General features: G+C 65.7%; 3 protein-coding genes. 2 read left to right on the forward strand and 1 reads right to left on the reverse strand.

Annotated elements, in window-relative coordinates; translation table 11 throughout:
• Positions 1-517 (forward strand): d(CMP) kinase (locus I71_RS09775; RefSeq protein ID WP_042694360.1); only part of this gene is annotated, 517 nt, incomplete at its 5' end.
• A gap of 175 nt (positions 518-692) precedes the next feature.
• Positions 693-2,399, forward strand: a complete 1,707-nt coding sequence (gene rpsA, locus I71_RS09780) for a 30S ribosomal protein S1 (RefSeq protein WP_042694362.1) — start codon at positions 693-695, stop codon at positions 2,397-2,399.
• Positions 2,400-2,518: 119 nt separating this feature from the next.
• On the opposite strand, the gene I71_RS09785 is transcribed toward rpsA, so the two are convergent.
• Entirely contained in the window at positions 2,519-2,974 is a 456-nt protein-coding gene (locus tag I71_RS09785) for a PRC-barrel domain-containing protein (RefSeq protein ID WP_042694364.1), read from the reverse strand.
• Between the last annotated feature and the right edge of the window lie 252 nt (positions 2,975-3,226).

The following is a 3,226-nucleotide window of genomic DNA, read 5'->3' on the forward strand; positions in this document are numbered from 1 at the left end:
CGATCCGGCCGACAACGCGGCGGCGGCGCGTGCGGCCTACGAACTGCACCCCGAACACCCGATCCTGCAGGAGGTGGCGCTGCGCACCGACGAGGCGGCGCAGGCGGCCAGCAAGGTGGCGGCGGTGCCGGAGGTGCGGGCCGCCCTTCTCGATTTCCAACGGCGCTTCGCCGCCCACCCGCCGGGCGGCGCGCCGGGGGCGGTTCTGGATGGGCGCGACATCGGAACGGTGGTCTGTCCAGATGCCCAGGCCAAACTGTTCGTTACCGCTTCGGTGGAGGTCAGGGCCGAACGGCGACTCAAGGAGTTGCAGAGACGGGGGATTCCGGCTATATCCTCCGATGTCCTGGAGGACATGAAGGCTCGTGATGCGCGTGACAGCCAGAGAGCGGTAGCCCCGCTCCGTCCGGCTGTCGACGCTTTTGTGCTTGATACCTCCGCTCTCGATGCCGATCAGGTGTTCTCGATGGCGGTCGCTCACATCGGCTCGAAGACCGGTCTGAAACCAGCGGCGTGACGCCGCGGGGCCGGCGGTCGGAAGCGGCGCGGGCGGGTCCGACGCCCTCCATGGAAAACCATCAACCAAGTCGCCGGGCGTGGTGCCCGGCGCGGCGGTTCGGTCGAGGTCCCATCCGTTTTGCCGCGGGAGGGACCGGAACGGGGCCGCTTTCGCGCCACCTTTAGGAGTTTCAATGGCACAGTCACTGGCCCGCACGGTCGAAAAGGAAAGCTTTGCGTCTCTGCTCGAAGAGTCGCTGGGCGCGGCCGAGTCGCTCGAAGGTACGGTCGTCAAGGGACGCGTCGTCGCCGTCGAGAACGACATGGTCACCATCGACGTCGGTCTGAAGTCGGAAGGCCGCGTCGCGCTCAAGGAATTCGCCGTTGCCGGCCAGCCGCCCGAGCTGAAGGCGGGCGACACCGTCGAGGTCTACCTCGAACGGATGGAAGACAAGAACGGCGAGGCGATGCTGAGCCGTGAGAAGGCGAAGCGCGAAGAGGCCTGGGCCCTGCTGGAGAAGTCGTTCAACGACCAGACCCGCGTCACCGGCGTCATCTTCGGCCGCGTCAAGGGTGGCTTCACGGTCGACCTGTCGGGCGCCGTCGCCTTCCTGCCGGGTTCGCAGGTCGACATCCGTCCGGTCCGCGACATCTCCCCGCTGCTGGGCACCCCGCAGCCGTTCCAGATCCTGAAGATGGACCGCTCGCGCGGCAACATCGTCGTGTCGCGCCGCGCCGTGCTCGAAGAGAGCCGTGCGGAGGCCCGTTCGGAGCTGGTGGCCAACCTCAAGGAAGGCCAGATCCTCCAGGGCGTCGTCAAGAACATCACCGACTACGGTGCGTTCGTCGACCTGGGCGGCGTCGATGGCCTGCTGCACGTCACCGACATCGCGTGGCGCCGCATCAACCATCCGTCGGAAGCCCTGCAGATCGGCCAGACCGTCACGGTCCAGGTCATCCGCTTCAACCCGGAAACCCAGCGCATCAGCCTGGGCATGAAGCAGCTCGAAGCCGACCCGTGGGAAGGCGTCGAGGCCAAGTATCCGGTCGGCGCGAAGTTCAAGGGCCGCGTCACCAACATCACCGACTACGGCGCCTTCGTGGAGCTGGAGCCGGGGATCGAGGGCCTGGTCCACGTTTCGGAAATGTCCTGGACCAAGAAGAACGTCCATCCGGGCAAGATCGTGTCGACTTCGCAGGAAGTCGAGGTCATGGTCCTGGACGTCGATCCGCAGAAGCGCCGCATCAGCCTCGGCCTGAAGCAGTGCCTGGACAACCCGTGGGAGACCTTCACCGACAAGTTCGGTCCGGGCACCGAGCTGGAAGGCGAAGTCAAGAACATCACCGAGTTCGGTCTGTTCGTCGGCCTGCCGGGCGACATCGACGGCATGGTCCACATGTCGGATCTCGACTGGAACAAGTCGGGTGAAGAGGCGATCGCCGAGTACAAGAAGGGCGACCGCGTCAAGGTCAAGGTTCTCGACGTCGACGTCGAGAAGGAGCGCATCAGCCTCGGCATCAAGCAGCTGGCCAGCGATCCGTTCGAGTCGGCAACCGCCGGCCTGAAGAAGAACGAGGTCGTGACCTGCACCGTGACGCAGGTGACGGACGGCGGCATCGAAGTGACCGTCGGCGAGGGCTACACCGGCTTCATCCGCAAGTCGGACCTGTCCCGCGACCGTTCGGAACAGCGCCCGGACCGTTTCGCCGTCGGCGAGAAGGTCGATGCCAAGGTCACCCAGATCGACCGCGCTTCCCGCCGCATCTCGCTGTCCATCAAGGCCCGCGAGATGGAGGAAGAGAAGCAGGCGATGGCCGAGTTCGGTTCGTCCGACTCGGGCGCCTCGCTGGGCGACATCCTGGGCGCCGCTCTGAAGCGCAAGCAGCAGAACGACGAGTGATCGCCTGAGGCCATCCTCCCTTGCGGCAACGCGAGGGAGGGGGCTTAGCGATCTCCCGGAAGAGTAAGAAAAAGGCCGCGTCCCGGTTGGGGCGCGGCCTTTTTCGTTCTCCCCGTTTGCTAATGCCGTCGCGGCTCCGGGCTGCGGGTCAGCGACGTGATGCTATCGTCGTAGCGGAACTCCGGCATCTCGCGGACGCTGGCGGCGGTCACCTCGCGCAGATGGATCGCCTCGGTGCCGGTGCGCAGGTCGGCCAGGGTCAGGTCGGCCGCGATGTCCTTGCCGCCGAAGCCCAGCAAGCCGCCAGAATGGATGACGATGTACTGGGCCTCGCCCTTGTCGTCGAGGATCACGTCGGTGACGGTACCGATCTTCGACCCGTCGGCGCCGACGACGCTGCGCTTCATCAGTTGGTCGACGCTGGGGCCGGTCTTGCGCTCCACCGCCGCACCGACGGCCGGAGTCGAGCCGTCGATGATGACGGTCTGGGCCGCAACACCCGGCGGAGTTGCCATGCTGACCAGCAGTGTCAACGCAGGCAACGCGATCCACATCTTGTGGGTGATCTTCAGCATGGGCGCCTCTCCTCCCCCTCCAAGGATCTTATGGGATCGTATGGGATCCACCTTGGCTCCATGCGCCTCAACCGGGGACGCATGAAATAGTTGCGGGTTGCGCGGTCCTACCCCTCTTCCGTGTCGATCCTTGAGCGAGCCAGGGACGACTCGGGGACGGAGGGGGGCCACTTTTTCGAGTCGCTCCCTGGATTCCGCCATCTCATGCCGAGTCGGACCCATGGCGAATCGGTGGTGGGTACAACAGTGGCA

It is taken from the genome of Azospirillum sp. B506 (assembly GCF_000333595.1).
GTDB lineage: Bacteria > Pseudomonadota > Alphaproteobacteria > Azospirillales > Azospirillaceae > Azospirillum.